The organism is Dyella sp. GSA-30 (assembly GCF_027924605.1).
GTDB lineage: Bacteria > Pseudomonadota > Gammaproteobacteria > Xanthomonadales > Rhodanobacteraceae > GSA-30.
Map to the genome: position 1 here is coordinate 3758622 of NZ_AP027042.1, position 16497 is coordinate 3775118.

Genomic DNA, 16497 nt, shown 5'->3' on the forward strand with positions numbered 1-16497 from the left:
CTTTACCAGGGAGAGGGCCGAGGGGACAGGAAACCCATCCCCCACAACTTGCTTAACAAGAGTCAGAGCCCAAGGCTTACTTCTTTTCCTGCAAGTACTTCACCACCTTGTTGATGATCACCGGCGCAAGCGTGCCGGCCGTATCCGGCGCGGGATCGGGTCCACCGGCCAGGATGAAGCTGAAGTCGGCACCGCCATGCTGCGCATTGCCATGGCAACCCATGCAGCCGCCCATGTTGTACGCCGAACCCTGGTAGGCCACGTTCTTGAACGGCTTGCCGTCTGCCGTGAAGTCAGTGATGGTGTTGGATAGCGTGCCGCCCTTGTTGCCGGGGAGCTCGGGTGAGTACGGGTAGAACTGGCCGCTGAACACCTGCAGGTCGTAGTCAGTCTCGATGGTGCTGTTGGCCTGATAGTACGTAGACGCATCCGGCTTGTCGTACGTCACGCCAGCCGTCGGCTTGTCGATCGGCTTGGCTTGCACGCTGACCAGCTTGTAGTACGCCCACGGCGACTTCGGATCCTTGGGGAAATTTTTCTCCAGGTATGTCTTGATGGCCGCATGAGCTTCCTTGTTGACCGCAATGACTTCATCGGCGATCAAATGCTCGCGTTTCTCCACTTTGATCGTGCCAGTGACCAGGCCAGTATTGGGAACATTGGCGAAATGAAGCTGCGTCTGCGTCTCCCCGAGCTCGCCCTCGGTGAAGATGAAGGACTGCCCGCTATTGGCGGTCGCGTTGACGGACTGTATATCGGGCCTCAGCGGATGCGTTGCACTGCCGGTGTAGTTTCCATCTGCGTCTTCCACCGGCTTGCCGTTCGGGTCCAGGATGTTGTCGGCTTGTTCGAACGTGGCAAAAATAAAGTACGGCGCCGAAGGCGTCTTCTGGATGATATGCAGGCCCACCAGGGCGAGCGTATCGTCGACAGGTGCGATGCCGGTGGGCACGGCCGAATCATTGACGTAATAGCGTACTGTCGTCGTATAGAACCGGCTGGCGTCTTCCTTTGGCCCCAGCTTTCGCCAGGCGGCCTTAACTTCGATCGTGCCGTAAGGGAAGCTCACCAGATCCTTCGCACCGGGCGTGGGATCGGTATGTGTTTTCTGGATCTGCTTGGCCGTGTTGCTCTGGGGAGTGGCCAGGTTGGCCGGCAACCACCAGCCTTTCGGGCAGACGTAGTCAAAGTCCGTGCGATTGGCCTTGGCCATGAACAGGATCTGCGTGCCCAACGGAAGGGCTGCCCCCGTGGCCGCGCCTGCGAAGATGTGATCCAGGCCAATCTGGCTGTTCTCGTCCAGGTTGATCCAGGGCGGCGTGCCTGTCGATGACAATCCGTTCGCATAGTTATATTGCGGTGCGACGTCATAATTGCAGGTATAGGTGTTACCGCCCAGGTTCTTGGTCGCGCCTGGTGGCAAGCCCGCTCCTGGAAATATCTCCACCTTGCCGCGGAAGGTGTGCCATACCAGCGGCCCCTTATAACCAGGATCACCAAACTTCACATGGGTGTCCGGCGTGTCGCGGGTGTTGGCGCCCCCGGTTTGTTTGACCGCGGCCCAGTTCAAGGCGATGAACTCTTGCCAGGCAAAACGTGCGGCATCCGTAAGCGAGGCGTTACCGGCGCCGCCCTTGATATCGCTTGGCACGGTCGAGCTGATTTCGATGGATGGGTGTGTTGGAGTCGGTTTCTCGGCCGCCGACACCGAGCCGATCAAACAGGACGCCATAGCGATACTTATCGTGGAAAGCCTGACGCCGAAGCGTGTCTTCATGGTGGATCCCCCTTGAGTTAATGAACATCTTGCGATGGACACGTACATTGCTACGACGCCCTGGATCGAGCCCCGTATTTACTGCAATGAAAACCCGTCCCCTCAGGTCCGGGCGTAGAGATACCTAGGCTTTATTTATCGGCGATGCCGATATGAAATGAAGCCACTTTTGCAAATATGGGAACCAATCCGCATTACGGAATGCCTCGGTACGGCTGCGGAGTGCATAAGAACGCTCGGCAACGGCTGTCGAGTAAATGCGAACATATATTCCACTGCCCCAGCTCCTTTTGCGGTGAACCGGAATCTAGCCAATTAATCAGGCATTTTCAATTGGAAAAATGCGAGGACTTATAAGTGCCGTTAATGCGCAATTATGGACGTAATACGGCACCTTGGCGGTTATCAAGCACCGACTGCCAATTCACTTAAAACCGTCGACATCCGAGTTTCCCAGGACCCGGTCAGTAACCGATATGCCACTCCGCCTGCATGAAGTTCTCGCACATACCATTCGTGCTGCCAACGCCTGAATGCTTCGTCGCGGCGCGTACCGTCCTGCACGAATGGGACATCGGGGGCGCATAGAAACACGCGATCGTACGTGCGTCTTGCAAGCACATTCAGCTCCTCGGAAACCTCTCCAAAAAGCGCCTGTGAATAGAGCGCGGTGGTCAATGGCGTCGTGTCGCAAAACAGATATTGGACAGCCGTCGGCGCAAGCGAATCCTCTCGCGCCATTTGGGTCTGGGCGATATGGATCATGTCATTCTTTATCAGGACGCCCTGCTTTGCCTCCCAAAGCTCGCGGCCGTATTCGGCGGCATGAACGGTTTGCAGTCGCGATGCCAGCTGTTGGGCCAACACGGACTTACCCGTGGACTCCCCGCCCAGGAACGCAACGCGCCTGATGAAATCCTTGTAGACCCCGGGCGCGAGGTGACGGCGCAATCCGTGGATGTCGGCACGTAAGGCCGTTCCTGAAACCGGAACAGCATGGCGCTCGGCATCCACCATCACGTGGCGCACTGCTGGCCCGCCGTCAGCCTGCTGTTCCCGCGATAGCACTGCCGCGAATCCCTCGCCATAGGCTTCGCTGGTGAACACGACATCCACCGTCGTCTCCAGCAGATGTTTCAGCAGCCATGCCACAAACTGTCGATGCGTATCATCGGATGCCGAATTGTCGGGTACGACCGTGACGGGCAAGCTCCGTTGGCGGCACTCGGCAGCCAGGCGCATGTCATCCAGCACCAGACGTGTTGCCTCGGGATACAGATCAGCCAGCCAGCGCTCCCGCCGTGCCGGCTCGCAGCCTGGCAGCTCGGGCTTGGTGTAACTAAGGATGATCAGGCGCTCGCATTCATGCTGTGCGCGTTCAAGCAGATACTGATGGCCGCGATGCAATGGGCAGAACTTGCCTACTATCAGGCCATGGCCGAACGTCTTCATGCGATGGCATCTGCCGTGCGGTACAGCCGTAGCCAGTGACGCCATGCCACCAGCGCATTGACCCAATACGCCGCATACAGCACTGCCGTGACGGTCAGGCCACGCGACGCGTAGAGCGGTACGGCAATCGTGTTGACCAATAACCACGCCGGCCAGTTTTCGATACGGCGACGCATCAGCAACAGCTGCGCCAGTACCGAGATCGCCAGCACGGACGAATCGGCGAAGGGTGCATAGGCATCGGTGAAGCGATGCAGCAGCGCGCCATAACCGCACGTAGCCACTACCGCAGCTGCCGACAGCCAGAGCAGCACAGGCGTCGATGTGCGGCGGATCGCCCCATCGCCCTGCCCGCCCTTGTTCATCCACCGCCACCAGCCCACCGCGCTGGCAGCGACGAAAAAGATTTGCAGCACCACATCGGCGTACAAGCGTGCGCCCCAGAACAAGAAGGCGAACAACGTGCAGCCGACCATGCCCGTCCACCAGGTATGTACGCTGTTACGCCCGGCCAACAGGATCGACAAGGTGGCCAGCGCATTGGCCGCACCTTCCAGCAACGTCATCGGGTCAATCCTTCCGGCAGATCGGTGGTGTATTGCAATGTCTTGTCTTCGCCGTCCAACAGAGCAACAGCTACCTCGCCGCCATGTAACGCCATGGCGACGCGAGCCGCCGCGTCCTGTGCGTAGCCACGCTCCGCATCGGCCAGTCGCAACGTCACGCGGCCATCGACGGCCTGATGTACCGAATAACGCGAAAGAGGCAGCGCCGCCAGTGCATGGGTCAGGTCGATATTGTTGATCCATGCCCCCGACGCTGTGCGATAGCGCACCGGCTGGCGTCCCTGCAGATGCGAGATCGCCGGGCCGTCCCGGGTAGACAGCAATGCGCCATGGTCGCCCGTGCGATAGCGCAACAAAGGCAGGCAGAAGTTGAAGCCACCAGTCAGCGTGATTTCGCCCGAGACTCCGGGCGGGACGGGTTGCCCCGATGCGTCAAGTATCTCCACATACATGCCTGGCTGCAGTAGCAAATGGCCGCCGAGTGTCGTGTCATATACGCCCAGCGGGCCGGCTTCATTCATCGAATAGACGTCCAGCACCGGGCACCCGAAGCGATCGGCGAGCTGGCTGCGCAGTGAAGGCGAAAGCGCCATCGAGACCGACAGCATCGCGCGTGGCCGGTGCTGCACCGTCAGCCTGAGCAATTCGGTGAACGAGATAGGATCGCCAGCGATAAGTTCAGGCTGCATGGCGTCGATATAGCGTGCGCGATCGCCCGCATCGCGCCAGTCGTCCGGGTGAAGATTGATCTTGGCCAACCCCGATTCGTCCATGCTGGGCGTGACCGAGACGTAGGTAAAGCACTTGCGCTGCATCCCCAGCAGCATCACGCCGACCTCGCCGCGACCATGGTGCAGCTCGATGCCGGCACGCCGCAGCGCTCGCTTGTGGTAAGCCAGATAGCGTCCCGCCACGAGCGGATGCGATGGCAGCACGAGCGGGTGACCCGTGGTACCGGTGGTGCGGAAGTTGATCATGCGATCGAGCGTCACCGAATCCGGTACGAAGCGCGCGATGTCCTCGGCCAGGTCGCCGCGATCCACCGTGGCGATATCGTGAAACGGCGGCGGCGCGCCCTTGCCGCGATAGTACGGCACATCGTCGTATACCCGCGTCACGAAGGCCGCAAGCCATGGCGGCAGCGTGTCCGGTGACCATTCGAACGGCGCCTGCGCGATCTCGCGCTCATACTCGCGCAGTTCTGCCACTTCTTCGGCGAGCACACGGTTGCCGCTGCGGTTACGAAATAGCGGCGCGCTGGGATGCTCGGTCAACTGCCGAAGCATGGCGCGCCCCGCGTCGGTCAAGGTGGGGTAGCGTTCGGCATCGGTGGGCTCCCGGTTCACTCGCGCGACCACTTGTCGGCCGACTCCTCGGCAGCCTTGCGTGCGAGCGCCTCGCGGATAGCACGCGCCCGCTCCTCGGCGGCACGGCTTGCCTCCAGTAGGCGGCGACGCTCCACGCCACTGACGCTGGCCAGCCGATCGGACGCCTGGTTGGCGGTTTCGCCAGCCGGCAACAACGCCAATCGCGCTAGCGCCGTGCGCGCCAGTTCCTCACGGCGCTCGGGTTCGAACACGTAACGCGAGGCATCGGCTTCGGCCGCCAGCGCTGGTATCGCATCGGCAAACAACGAAGGCATGGCCACCAGCTCGGCAGCCGTCTCGCTCCAGCTTTCGTCGGCCAGCAGCCACGCCAGCACCGCGGACAGGGTCAGCTGGTTGGCGGTCACGCCTGGGAGATCGCCCGATAGCGTAGCAAGCAAGGCCGGCGGCACCGGCTGGCCATGCATCGCGAACATGTCGTTGACGACAGCGGCAACGTGCACGCGCCCTTCTCCGCCGCGACGTGGGGGATCGAGGAAATCGGGCGGGACGTCCACGAGACGACGCAGCAAGGGTTCGAGTGAAGGACCGGTCCGCATGCTCATGTTCCGAACTTGGCAAATACCTGGGTGGAGGGGCAATCGCCGCAGACAGCGGCGGGCACCGCACGGCGGCGCTCGGCCAGGCGCGAGCGTAGTTGCGCGACATCCTGCACGGTGCGCACCTCATGTGTGGGAAGGTTGTGGACGTCGAGCGTGAAACTGCACGAGGCAATCTGTCCGTGCTCATCAATAAAGATCGTCGGACGGCGCGACTCGCAATTTTCCACCGCCATCGCGCGGCCAGACGCGGTTGCCGCGAATCTGGCCAGGTACGCATCGTTCGCACACAGACGTACACCGCGTGCTGCCATGCGGGTTACCAGGGATGGCATCAAGGTGCGCAACTGCGCCACATCGGAAAGATGCAGCGCCTGGGAGGGATAGAACTCTGGACGGTCGCGGCCGCCCAGCTGGTTGAAGGTGATCTCATCCACACGCCATTCCGCCAGTCGGTCGCACAGTTCGGCGAATGTCGGCAACGTATCGCGCATCAGCACGACATTTGCACGTAACCGCAACGTATCGCTTGCTTCACGCAGCCGCCGCACACCCGCGTCCAATTTCGCCCAGCCATCGTGCCACCCTCGCAGCCGCTCGTGCATGCCGCCTGGCGCATCGACGCTGACCGTCACTTCGTCGAATGCGGCGGCAACGGCTGCCGCCACGCCGCTCCGACACAATGTGGTGCCGTTGGTGGTGACGCTGACGCGCACGCCATGCTGTTCGCGCAGCCGTTGCGACAGGTCCAGCACGCCCGGCCAAAGCATCGGCTCACCGCCCAGCCAGCTCAGCAGAACATCGTCGCCGCTGGCCTGTCGGTATGCACCCAGCAGCGTGGCGAAGCGCTCCACTTCGGCGGGATCCACATGCACTCGATCCATCGGCACGCGACGATCATAAGCACAGAAGCCGCAAGCGAGATTGCACAGCGTGGTAATGCGCCATAGCACGATCATGCACGCGCCTTGGGCGCCGAGCCGTAATGACGTTGGCTGAAGTCGCGCGCAAAGGCCAGCAGTTGCTCCATGTCGCGAACGACATGAATGGCCCAGCCTTCCGAGCGGGCGCGCAGCAGGTCAATGACCCAGGCAGTCTTGCCCGCATCGGCAAGGCGCTCGGGCAGCGGCTGGTAGAGATTCAACGCCATGGTGCCGCCGGCGCGCCCCACGCGTAGCGCGTTCGCGGCGACATTCCAGCCACTGTTGCCGCGTTCGTCGTTGGCAAACATCGTCGTGATGCCATCGTCGGACAGATGCAGGATGTGCACGGCACGGTCGTGCGGCGTGCGCGCCGCATACGTGTCACGCAGACGATGGATGGGAAACGCGGTGGCTCCGCCGAAGAATCCGGTAAGCACGCGAAGGATCGCGTCCTCCGATCGCACGAAGCCTTCGGTGTGAAGCTCCTGCTGCTTACCGCTCCACAATGTCACCTGCACACGCGAGCCCACGCGCAGCGCAGACAGTGCGATCACGGCACCCGCCAGGGCCAGGTACGAGGTATGTGTCTGTGGATTGGGCATCGAGCCGGAGCTGTCGACATAGAGGTCCAGGTCGACGGGCTCGCTAGCGGGCTCGCGCCCAGGCGCCAGGCCATAAGTGCGTTGTACGGTGGTCAGCCCTGGAATGACTCGCGGCGACTGCAGCACGGTCTGCATCCAGTCGAGCGCATCGAGTGGGTCGCCCAGCTCCCATGGCTCCAGGCCTTCCATCTGCGGCTCCATCGCTTGCGGTTGGGGCCGGGTGGGAAAGCGGATGAGGTGCGGTAGTGCACGCTCGCGGTAATAGCGCACGGCAATATCGTGATCGCTGAGGTTCAGCCCGGCCGCGCGCAGGATCTCACCGTACTCGAATGGTTCGCGTGCCTGCGCACCGGTGTTGGAATGCCTGGATGTGGATGTATCCGGCAACGCCTGATCTTCGCCGGGGGACTCCTGCGGCTTTTCACCGGTAATACGCGGATCCAAGGCGGGATGCAGCACGGGCGTGAGTTCATCGTCGTCGATGCGATCCAGCCCCACCGGTTGGCTGCCCTGCGCCGCGTGGCGCGTATCCATCAGCGCGTCTACACGCGGGTCACTCACCGATTGCACCAGATAGGGCAGCAGCAGCGCCGCGAAGCGAGTGGCGCCATCGAGCCAGTCACCGGCATAGGCACGAACCACGCGCGCGCCCAGCCACGCATCACCCCTCATCGCGTCGTCATCGACGGGGCCGCCAAGCGTACCCGAACCTTGTTGCCACAGTTGCTCGTAAATGCCCATGTAGAGCATCCACATCGGCGTGGTGGCCGCACTGTTCCGATGCTCGGCAATGCGGCGATAGATATCGGCCATGCGCAGGCCGCACTGGCGTTGCAGCCTGTCGTTAATCAGCAGGTCGGCGTAGAGGTTGGCGACCATCGGCGCGTGCGCTTCGAGCGTTGGCAGCGCACGGCGGATACGTGCCACCAGTCGGGCGTGATCCGTCGCCGTGGCAGGAGCCAATACATGGTGGCCTATTTCATGCGCGAGGATTTCCAGCGCGTAGTCGGCCAGGTCCAGCCGCGCAATTTCTTCAAGGTCGATCACCACGCGCTGGTCGACCAGCCGAATCATGGCGAAGCTACCGGACAGCCCTTCCTTCGAAGCTTCGGCCTGCGTACGACACAGCCGTGGATCCTGCAGCCGCGTAAAGCGACTCCACGCGGCAAGCGCCGCCGGCCACGCGTCACGCCATGGCGCCAGGACATCGTCGACGGGTAAAGGCTCGCTCACGCGCGCACCGGCAGCACGCGCAGGGTATGTGTCCATGGCGAGAAAAGCGCTGCGCTATCGACACCCATGGCAGCTTTCGCTGCATCGCCTGGCAGGCGAACGGCGATCTCCCGCCCTTGCACATTCACGCCCGTAGGCGTGACTGAAACGTTGATGGTGCCCGCATCGGCACCGGCAAACTCTCCGGCTGTCGCAGGCAGGACCACCGCGCCAAACGCGTCGCTGATCACCAGAAAATGGCGTTCTCCGCTCTGCACGAGAAAGCCGTCGGTGCAGGCGCGCGCTACCGGCGGCGTGGCGAACGGACCACCGAAGCCAGTGAAGCCCCCGACTGTTTGCCCTTGTGCCTCGATGCCATCGATAGGGCGCCACCAGCGATCGGCGCGCAGGCGGGCCTCCAAATCGGACCATGATTGGTTCGGCGCACCCATGGCAGCGGCTGCCAGCGCGGGATCGATCGCTGCGGCCTGCTCCAATGCGGCCTGTCGCAGGTGCGCCATGCCCGCGCGCCAGGCACAGAGTGCGCCGACGCTGCGTAGTTCCTGCAGTTTTTGGCAACGCGGTGTCAGCGCAGCCATATCGGCGATCCATGCGTCGACTCGCACGCCGGGCACGCCGCACAGACGTACGACGGCATTGGTCACGGTGCCTAATGCATCAGCCGGAGACTGCACCAGCAACGGCGTCATGGGCGATGCCAACTGCTGCCATGCGCGATCCACCCACGGCGAGCGCGCCGCCGGTCCGGCCAGACCTTGTGCCACCAGCCCCAAGCCAATCTCAAAGGCAACCTCGACGACCGCGACCGTTGCCTGTTCGTCTACCTTGCCAATCGCCCGGCAGAGGGGATCGAGCGTGTCGGTAACAAAACCGCTGAATGCCGCCATGTCGAGCTGGGGCGCGCGATGGCGGGCTTCGGCCACGCGCTGATTGAACAGCGGGCGCCGGGCGGCCAGCACATTCGCCAGAAGGGGCGACACCATCTCAGCGCGCCTGCTGCCAATGCAGGTAATTGGTATAGCGCTGATGAAGGTATTTGAGCTTGAGCAGGTCGTCGTAGAGGTGCCCATACAGCTTGCGGCCCTTGACGCGCTCCTCGATCAGCCGCTCGATGCGCACGATCCGCGCGCGCGTCTCGCGTTCGCTCAAGCCGTCCAGGCCGTTGGCGAACTGCTCGGACAACTCACCCACCGGATCGTTGCGGTCAAGGTCGAGGCGATCGTATTCCGCACTGGAGGCGTCAAACAGCCAGCGCAGCCAGCTGAGCCTGTCGGTACGGTATGCCGCGTTTTCCGGCAAGGCGAAGAACGGCGCATCCAGATCCGGCTGCAACTTGTCGTTGAGCACGAACGGCAGCACCTGCCGAACGTCGTCCAGCGACACGGCGGCATTGCCGCGGAAGTACGCCAACGCCTTGGCAAAGACCAGCAGCGTCATCAAATTGCGTACCGACAGGCCGTTGAGGGTCTGGCAGCCCAGGTCCTTCATGCGGTCGCGGCCGCTGTCTGCGGCCACGACCTGTGCCCAGTCGATGCCGGCCAGGCGCACCGTATCCTTGGTCAGGTACTCGAACTGCGCGCCGGCGCCCTCCATCAGCTCGAACTGGCTGCAGAAGAATTCGATGCGGCGGCGCACGTCGTGCGGCACACCCACCGCACGGATCTCCTCCGCCATGCGGTCGGTTTCCGCCTCGGTGAAGATGATGTCGCGCGGCATCACCTCTTCCGGACGAATGTTTTCCTCGATGCGCAACAGCATGTCGTCGAGGAAGCGCGGGTTGAACGCGAGCGCCTGCACGACCACATCAATGCGGTCGCGCAAGGCCTCGATCACCTGATAGGTGCCGCCGCCGCGATCGTCATTGGCGGTGAGATACCACGCCGATTCCGGGCACTCGTAGACGTGGTTGAGGACCTCCGCATAGTTGTCGCCCATGACGGTGAGCAACGCGCTCTGCGTGCGCGTGGGAATGCGGTTGTATTCGTCGATGATCTTCACCCGCATCGACAGCCATTTGCGCCAGGCGATGCGGATATCCCCCATGTCCTGCGCGGCGACCAGATCTGCCGGCAGCGGGTTGCCCAGCAGGTCGGCGATGGTCATCTGCGGATGGCCGTGCTGCATGGCGCGCCGCACCTCGCGCACGGGATAGCCGGCCAGCACGCCCATCAGGATGGCGCTGGCCGTCTTGCCGCGGCCGGGCCCACCCACGATCAGGCACTTTCGCCGTGTGGCGAAGGTCAGCAGCGGCAACAGCACATAGCTGGAGTAGCTCTGCGCGGAAGGCAACACCAGCTTGCGATGCGTGTCACCCACCGAAAACGACGCCGAGGGACCGTCGTGGTATTCGATGTCGTAGTGGGGGCTGATGATCGCGTTATTGACGATCCAGAAATAGGCCTGGCGCAGCTTTTCATCGAGACGGACGGCGGGCTGCTCGGCATCGGTGGAGAGCTGCACCGGTCCCTCGTACAGCTCGGCCACATCGAACGTTCGTGGCGCCTGTTCGGCGCGGGGATTGGTGGGCGCCCGCGATACCCGCTGAAACAGATTGAAAGGCGACACACGATCCTCCGGTCGATAATCCTTCCCATGATTCTAGAGGGCCCCGGGATGCTTGTAACGGTCCTAAAAAAACCTTTCCCGCCCGTCGTCGCGCCAAAGCCGGGATCCGGTGCCTCGCGCTGCAACGAGCTAAAGACGCTGGGCCCCGGCCTTCGCCGGGGCGACGATGAAAACTGAAGTGAGTTGAAGCATCGATCAACCGCGACGCACAAGTCGCAGGAAGTTTCGAGCAAGCGGACATTATTGGCGGCCCAAATCTCGGCTTTGGCACGCATACTCGATATGCTAGAGAGGCCCATACTGCTTTGATGATCGTGGCTTTAGTCCATAACATGCCCCAGATGCCCCGTGCGGACATCACCCCCAGTTTCATGACCGGCAGCATTGCCAGGCAGACATCGGAGTATCGATGCTGACGGCGCTTCTTTTTGCCGCCTCGCTGCTTGGCAACCCCACGCCGCCGACCGAGGCACCCCGGGCGCCCACGCCACAGTTTCGCCGCTTCGGTACCGCGGAGGGGTTGCCCGATCCGACCATCAGCGCGCTGCTGCAGGATCGCGACGGTTACATCTGGGTGGCGACCGGCTCCGCGCTTGCACGCTATGACGGCGTGGAGTTCAAGACCTGGCCGCACCGGGCCGGCGATCCCTACGCTGCTCCGTCGGACCGCGTACGTGCCCTGCTGGTCGACTCGCAGGGGCAATTATGGGGCGGCGGCGACGATGGCCTGGTGCATTATGACGCCGCCCGCGACCGCTTCATGCATTGGCGCCATGACGACAAGGCGCCGGGCAGCCTCGGCGGGAACCAGATTGATGCGCTCGCGCAAGATCACGACGGCACCCTGTGGATTGGCTTAAGCGACGGCGGCCTGGAACATATGCTGGGCGCGGAGCGCTTCGAACATATCCGCCATGACCCGGCTAACGCGCGCAGTCTGAGCAACGACGACGTACACGTGCTGCTGGCTGCGCCGAATGGCCATCTATGGGTCGGCACCGGCGCTGGCCTGGATCGGCGCGAAAGCGATGGCGGCTTCAGTCACGTACGTTTCGAAGAACTCGATCGCCAACCGGTGGCCTCGCCGCTGGTGTTCGCCCTGGCTGAAGATGGCAATGCCCTGCTGGTCGGCACCGTGCGCGGCCTCTTCCGTCTGGCCGCCGATGGCGTCGCTCGCCGCGTGCCGCTGGAAGGCGTAACGCCCGCGCCGATTACCTCGATCGCACTCGATGGCATGGGCCGCTTGTGGCTGGGCACCACCAACGGCCAGGTGCTGCGTGATCGCGACGGGCGCCTTTTCCACTTCGGCGCCGATCAACTCCTGCCCTATGCGTTGCCTGGCCAGATCGTGCTGCGCCTGCTGCATGATCGTGAAGGCGGCCTATGGCTGGGCACCGAGAACGGCCTGGCCTATCTCGCGCCGGACTGGAATAACTTCACGCGCGGTATTCATCGGCCAGACGATCCGGCCAGCCTCAGTCCCGGCACCTTTACCGCGGTCGCCGCGGCAACGGACGGCGCGTTATGGATCGGCAGCCAGGACGGTGTGATCGACAGGCTCGATCCGGCCACGCAGATCGTGGAGCCCGCCGCGGTACGGTTGCCCGGTGCACACCACAACAGCGTCTATGGCATGGCAGCGGATGCGCACGGGCGGTTATGGATCAATGCGGCAAATGGCAGTTTCCGCTACAGCCAGGGCCATCTCGAGCCTATTGCCGTCACCGCGCCGGCGTACAACGTAGAACTGGACGAGAACGGTACGGCCTACATGGGCCTGGTACCCAGCGGTTTATGTGCCGTGACCGCCGATAGCACGCATTGCGAACCATTGACCTTCGCCAACGCCGAACTGGCCGAGGCTTCCAGTAACGATATGCGCTGGCATGACCGTGCTTTGTGGGTCGCTACGGACAAAGGCATGCTGCGCTGGGAGCCAGGCCAACCGGTGAGCTACGTGGAAGGAGTGGAGCGGCGTTTCGTGCGCGCGCTGGACCTGCGTGATGACGAATTATGGATAGCCGATGCCGATAGCCTGTCGGTCTATCGCTGGCAGAAAGGCCATGCGACACGTCTGGCGCGCTATCCCCTCGACGATCAGCGCACGATCAACAGCGTGATGAGCCTGCGCGTGGACGGCGCCGGCCGCGCGTGGCTGTTCACCCGCAGCGGACTTTGGCTATACGACCCGGCCGATCGCAGCCTGCACGGCTTCGGTCTGCAAAACGGTCTCGTAGACACCTACTTTGGCAGCAATGCGATCGCCCGCCTGCCGGATGGGACACTTTACGCGCCTTCCAAGAACGGTATCGTCGGTTTTCAGCCGGAAGCCATTCAACCGGATCAACGGCGGCCGGAAGTGCGACTGAGCGCGCTACGTGTGCGCGGCCCCGATGGCATGCGCGAGTTCGTCCCCGGCAATAGCGCTGTGACGTTGGCCTGGAATGATCGCGACTTCGCCATCGTGGCGCGCGCGCTGTCCTTCATGGCGCCGGAGCGAAATACCTATCGCTTTCGCCTGGATAGTGTCGACAACAACTGGGTCGATACCGGCCGCCGTGGCGATCGCACCTTTACCCAGTTGCCCAGTGGCGATTTCACCTTGCACGTGCAAGCCGCCGGGCCCGATGGTGCATGGGGCGAGCTGGCGACACCGCTGCGCGTGCACGTGGATAATCCGCCGTGGCTGCGCTGGTGGGCCTGGCTTGTTTATACCTTGCTTCTGGCGTTGCTCTTCATGGCCCTGCTCCATGCCATGCGCCGTCGCCAATCGCAGCGTCATCGCCTGGAATTGATCACGCAGGAACATCATCTGGCCAATGCCGCAAGCCAGGCAAAGACCGAGTTCCTGGCCCAGCTCGGCCACGAGATCCGCACGCCGATGACCGGCGTGCTGGGCATGGCCGAACTTCTGCAAAGCCGGCCGCTTGCCGACGTCGAGCAGCGCTATGTGCAGGCGATCCGCAACTCCGGCGAAGTTCTTCTCACGCTGGTCAACGATGCGCTCGATCTGGCGCGCATCGAGGCCGGCCACTTGCATCTGGCACCTGCTCCTTTCGATCCACGCGCCTTGATCCAGGACGTGGCCGAGTTGCAGCGGGCCAAGGCCATGGCCAAGGGGCTGGATGTGCGCGTGGATATCGCCACCGACGTGCCGGCCTATGTGCTGGGCGATGCCGTGCGTATCCGGCAGGTCCTGCTCAATCTTGCTGGCAACGCCGTCAAGTTCACCGAGCATGGCGAAGTTCGACTGGCGCTGGCGAACGAAGCCGATGGGCTGCGTTTCACTGTCAGCGATACCGGCCCGGGGATCACGCCGGCCGACCAGGCCAAACTATTTCAGCGCTACCAGCAATTGGACAGTCCGCAGCGCGGCTCGGGCAGCGGGTTGGGTCTGGCGATTTGCCGTGAGCTGGTGACGTTGATGGGCGGTGCCATCACGTTGGAATCGACACCCGGTTCGAGCAGCACATTCCATGTACTGCTGCCCTTGCCTGCCGTGCCCGCCTTCATTGAACACCCACACTCGATCAGCAGCAAGGAAGGCCCGCGCTGGCACCTGCTACTGCTGGAGGACGAGCCTACTGTCGCCGCCGTCATCGTTGGTCTGCTGGAGGTGCAAGGACACACGGTCGGACACGCGCCCAACGCGTTGCGCGCATTGGAGATGCTGGAGCACCAGCGCTTCGACGCGGCGCTGGTCGATCTGGATCTGCCCGGCCTGGACGGCCTGCAATGGGCACGGTTGGTGCGCTCGCGTGAAGGCTACACCACGATGCCGATGATCGCCATTACGGCGCGTGTCGGGGGTGACGAGGAAAGTCGCGCCTATGCCGCCGGCATGGGTGGCTTCCTGCGCAAACCGTTGCATGGCGAACAACTGGCTCAGGCGCTGGCAGCCACTCTCAACCCTCCTGATCCTGCGTAAGCGACTTCAGTCACGACAAGCCCTGACGCAACCGTGGGTCGCGACTAAATCGCTCCACAAACTTGGAGAGCTTCCTGCTCGTGCTGGCACCTCATTAAATACTTCCAGCTACTTAGGCACTGCTGATGGAGGCTTCGCTGCTGAGAGCGAGACATCCTGGACATTGAAGTTATTGTCATCGGAGGTGCATATCTTGTCCGGAGTGCAGTCGATCGTTGCGCTAGCCTTGACAGCTCCACCTTGTATGACCTCGCCTGAGCTACGAAGTAGAGTGAAGGTGAAGATAGCATCCGCGGAGTAACGAAGGTGGTCACTCCGCCATTTGGATGTGCTGACATCACCATTTGCACCAAAGCTTGCCGCGTCTACCAGGAGCATTGCAGCGCCATTCGCGGCCGGAACTTTGGCAATTTGAACAATGGCCTGCTGATAAGGAGATAAAGAGCCTCCCTCTGGCACCTTGTTATATTGGTCAACGATTGACTGTCCCGAGATAACGCGTTCCTGGTATGCCTTCAAGAGATCGACGAGCGACTTATTCGCCTTATCCGACCCACCCTCTGCCTTGATTTCTTCATTTGCCGCATCAATTACTATAGAGGACGCTGCGATATCATTGCTCAAATTTGCAAATGAGTCGGAAAAATCATTTTTTGAAAGTGCGTCTTTATAAGTCGGATAGTGAAGCTTGGTGGCAACATCATGCACTGACGCCAGCCCGGCGATGATTGAAGTGGTTTTCGCGGTGATCTGCAGGGAAGTAAGTGCATTATCTGATTTGAAGGCCGCAGCCAACGCTTGCACGGCGCTGACCGCAGCGGGCAAAGCCAACACAGCCGCGACACTGTTCGCATGAACAACCCCGCCTCCTACTCCTCCCTTCTTGGCTTGTGCCACGGCGTCGATTAAAGCGACTCCGGTTACTTCAATAGAGTTGGAGGCCGCCTGAAGCCACTTTGTTGTGGCCGCGATCTGGAGCTGGCTGGCAATGTCCGCATCGGAGACGACATAGAGCTGGGTGATATCTACATTTTTCACCTCAGACGAAATGTTTTTTCCTATATTGATAGAGGCTCTGGTCAACAGTTCCTGGGCTAAAGCTTGCCCGACATGGTCGGATGCGGCCGGCGTGGTGATGGTCCCCTCCAGATGCGGAATAGCTTGGAATGCGGCTACGACCGTTGAGAGCTCGGATGTTTTCGCATCGCGACTAAGATTGGCCACAACTTGCGACTCATAGCTCAAGCAGGACGTTCGGAGCGATTGTTTCTTGGCCCTGTCCGGATCAGATTCACCATCGACGTCCTTGAGCTTGTCACTGGAACAAATATCGCTATAGGAGGGCACGGCCGGCGAAGCCGAAGCATTGGTGTCGGCGGCAGTGGCGACATTTGAAAAAGCCACCGCCATAGCCACGACTAGCGTTAAAGTCAATGTTTTACCTGAGCTCGCGTATACCTGCTCCATGAACAGCTCCTTGAGTTAGGCGGACATGATTTAATGAGCAAACACATTCACTGGCGGTAG

The 16497-nt window shown here is 62.0% G+C and carries 11 protein-coding genes; 1 reads left to right on the plus strand and 10 read right to left on the minus strand.

Features of this window, described 5'->3' with window-relative positions:
- Positions 1 to 76 precede the first annotated feature (76 nt).
- The 9 genes from QMG46_RS16105 to QMG46_RS16145 all read right to left on the minus strand — a co-directional run bounded on the left by QMG46_RS16105 (position 77) and on the right by QMG46_RS16145 (position 11042).
- Positions 77 to 1777: a hypothetical protein gene (locus QMG46_RS16105; protein ID WP_281848860.1), complete on the minus strand. Its 1701-nt coding sequence runs from the start codon at positions 1775 to 1777 to the stop codon at positions 77 to 79.
- Positions 1778 to 2182: 405 nt separating this feature from the next.
- A complete protein-coding gene (locus tag QMG46_RS16110; protein WP_281848861.1) occupies positions 2183 to 3229 on the minus strand; it encodes an AAA family ATPase in 1047 nt (348 codons plus the stop codon).
- A complete protein-coding gene (gene pnuC / locus QMG46_RS16115) occupies positions 3226 to 3795 on the minus strand; it encodes a nicotinamide riboside transporter PnuC (RefSeq protein WP_281848862.1) in 570 nt (189 codons plus the stop codon). Before pnuC ends, QMG46_RS16110 begins: the two co-directional genes overlap by 4 nt.
- Entirely contained in the window at positions 3792 to 5141 is a 1350-nt protein-coding gene (locus QMG46_RS16120; RefSeq protein ID WP_281848863.1) for an AMP-binding protein, read from the minus strand. Before QMG46_RS16120 ends, pnuC begins: the two co-directional genes overlap by 4 nt.
- Positions 5138 to 5725 (minus strand): hypothetical protein, encoded by a 588-nt coding sequence (locus QMG46_RS16125; protein ID WP_281848864.1) that lies wholly within the window; start codon positions 5723 to 5725, stop codon positions 5138 to 5140. Before QMG46_RS16125 ends, QMG46_RS16120 begins: the two co-directional genes overlap by 4 nt.
- On the minus strand, positions 5722 to 6678 hold the full coding sequence (locus QMG46_RS16130) for a radical SAM protein (protein ID WP_281848865.1): 957 nt from the start codon (positions 6676 to 6678) through the stop codon (positions 5722 to 5724). The genes QMG46_RS16125 and QMG46_RS16130 overlap by 4 nt, the downstream gene beginning before the upstream one ends.
- Complete coding sequence (locus QMG46_RS16135; RefSeq protein ID WP_281848866.1) at positions 6675 to 8513, minus strand: hypothetical protein; 1839 nt, start codon at positions 8511 to 8513, stop codon at positions 6675 to 6677. Before QMG46_RS16135 ends, QMG46_RS16130 begins: the two co-directional genes overlap by 4 nt.
- On the minus strand, positions 8474 to 9460 hold the full coding sequence (locus tag QMG46_RS16140; protein WP_281848867.1) for a hypothetical protein: 987 nt from the start codon (positions 9458 to 9460) through the stop codon (positions 8474 to 8476). The genes QMG46_RS16135 and QMG46_RS16140 overlap by 40 nt, the downstream gene beginning before the upstream one ends.
- Before the next feature lies 1 nt (position 9461).
- Positions 9462 to 11042, minus strand: coding sequence for an AAA family ATPase (locus QMG46_RS16145; RefSeq protein WP_281848868.1), 1581 nt, complete (start codon positions 11040 to 11042; stop codon positions 9462 to 9464).
- Positions 11043 to 11451: 409 nt separating this feature from the next.
- Between QMG46_RS16145 and QMG46_RS16150 the strand changes: the two genes are divergently transcribed.
- Entirely contained in the window at positions 11452 to 14970 is a 3519-nt protein-coding gene (locus tag QMG46_RS16150) for a hybrid sensor histidine kinase/response regulator (protein WP_281848869.1), read from the plus strand.
- 108 nt (positions 14971 to 15078) lie between these two features.
- Here QMG46_RS16150 and QMG46_RS16155 read toward each other — a convergent pair whose 3' ends face one another.
- A complete protein-coding gene (locus tag QMG46_RS16155; protein ID WP_281848870.1) occupies positions 15079 to 16437 on the minus strand; it encodes a hypothetical protein in 1359 nt (452 codons plus the stop codon).
- Positions 16438 to 16497: the final 60 nt, after the last annotated feature.

Coding starts and splice junctions, on each gene's coding strand:
- QMG46_RS16105 (WP_281848860.1), bottom strand. CDS start 1,777: ATGAAGACACGCTTCGGCGTCAGGCTTTCCACGATAAGTATCGCTATG.
- QMG46_RS16110 (WP_281848861.1), bottom strand. CDS start 3,229: ATGAAGACGTTCGGCCATGGCCTGATAGTAGGCAAGTTCTGCCCATTG.
- pnuC (WP_281848862.1), bottom strand. CDS start 3,795: ATGACGTTGCTGGAAGGTGCGGCCAATGCGCTGGCCACCTTGTCGATC.
- QMG46_RS16125 (WP_281848864.1), bottom strand. CDS start 5,725: ATGAGCATGCGGACCGGTCCTTCACTCGAACCCTTGCTGCGTCGTCTC.
- QMG46_RS16130 (WP_281848865.1), bottom strand. CDS start 6,678: ATGATCGTGCTATGGCGCATTACCACGCTGTGCAATCTCGCTTGCGGC.
- QMG46_RS16135 (WP_281848866.1), bottom strand. CDS start 8,513: ATGGACACATACCCTGCGCGTGCTGCCGGTGCGCGCGTGAGCGAGCCT.
- QMG46_RS16140 (WP_281848867.1), bottom strand. CDS start 9,460: ATGGTGTCGCCCCTTCTGGCGAATGTGCTGGCCGCCCGGCGCCCGCTG.
- QMG46_RS16150 (WP_281848869.1), top strand. CDS start 11,452: ATGCTGACGGCGCTTCTTTTTGCCGCCTCGCTGCTTGGCAACCCCACG.
- QMG46_RS16155 (WP_281848870.1), bottom strand. CDS start 16,437: ATGGAGCAGGTATACGCGAGCTCAGGTAAAACATTGACTTTAACGCTA.